The 1,092-nt window shown below is 69.0% G+C and carries 2 protein-coding genes; both read right to left on the reverse strand.

From position 1 onward, the window contains the following. A partial coding sequence (locus ABEB12_RS41990) for a replication initiator (RefSeq protein WP_345703608.1) occupies positions 1 to 716 on the reverse strand: 716 nt, incomplete at its 3' end. A 106-nt stretch (positions 717 to 822) separates the two neighbouring features. Then, on the reverse strand, positions 823 to 978 hold the full coding sequence (locus tag ABEB12_RS41995; RefSeq protein ID WP_185060480.1) for a hypothetical protein: 156 nt from the start codon (positions 976 to 978) through the stop codon (positions 823 to 825). Between the last annotated feature and the right edge of the window lie 114 nt (positions 979 to 1,092).

Genomic DNA, 1,092 nt, shown 5'->3' on the forward strand with positions numbered 1-1,092 from the left:
AACACCTCGGAAGTCAGGCCAGCGGGTGGCTGGTCGGTGGGACCGTCCGGCCCATCCAGCCGGATCGCCGCGTGGAAGTGGACCAGGCCCCGCCGCTGGTACTCGGCCACCTTGGCGTAGGACAGCCGCGCTACGTGGCCGAACAGCCGGCCGGGCACCCCGAGCCGGACCGCGAGCGCGCGACGCAGGGCGATGACGAACCGGTGCCAGAGCTTCCCGGCATGTGCCTGCCACAGCACCGCCCCCACGTAGTCATAGCCCTCCGGGTCGATCGCCGCCCCGACACGCGGGTCATCCGCGTGGTGACGTTCCCGGCATCCGCAGGGGATGACGCGGCCGGTGCGGGTGACCCGGCGGGAGTGCACCGGCCCGAACGACGGCGCGGTCAGCGTGAGGAACACCCTCGGGTGCCCGGTCACCGTGGTGGGGACCTGCTTGTGGCCGCCGGACAACCCCGCGCGCAGCAGGTGAAAAGCGTCCGCCGCGTACCGGTGCGAACACGCCGGGCAGACGGTCTCCCGGCGGTTGCCGCACGGGGTGTAGATCTGCCCGGCGCGTTCCTGCAACAGCGTCCCGTCCGGGGCGATGAGCGCGCCGTAGCCGGCGAGCTTGACGGGCTTGGCGCATCCCCCGGTGGCGTACACCTTCGAGCGCCAGCGCTGGAAGTCCAGCGCGGTGATCCGGTCCCGGATCGGCTGGTCAACATCAACAGTCATAGGTATCAAGTCCTTAGCTTCACTAACGGAAAGTGGACAAAAAAGAGGGAGGCCGGCCGCCCGGTGTGACGGCTGGCCCCCCCTTGAAGGTGGTGCCTACCTCGGGTTATCGGCGCCAGCCGACGTCCCGGGCTTCCTGCTCGCGCCGTTCCTGTGCTCGCTGGTCGTCAGCGGCGGTACGGCGAGAGCTGTTCTTCTGCTCGAACATCTCCTCGCGGGTGACGACGGGCAGGTCTTTGAACGGGTCTTTTCTGGTAAACATGGGCCTGCTCCTGAGGGAGTGGCCCGGTCGACGGAACGTTCTTGGTCGGATGAGCCGTCGGCCGGGCGCAACCTGGTTTGGTCCGGACGGACCCGGCAACCCCTCAACACGTGG

The organism is Actinospineispora eucalypti (assembly GCF_039543365.1).
Taxonomy (GTDB): Bacteria; Actinomycetota; Actinomycetes; order Mycobacteriales; family Pseudonocardiaceae; genus Pseudonocardia; species Pseudonocardia eucalypti.

Coding starts and splice junctions, on each gene's coding strand:
- ABEB12_RS41995 (WP_185060480.1), bottom strand. CDS start 978: ATGTTTACCAGAAAAGACCCGTTCAAAGACCTGCCCGTCGTCACCCGC.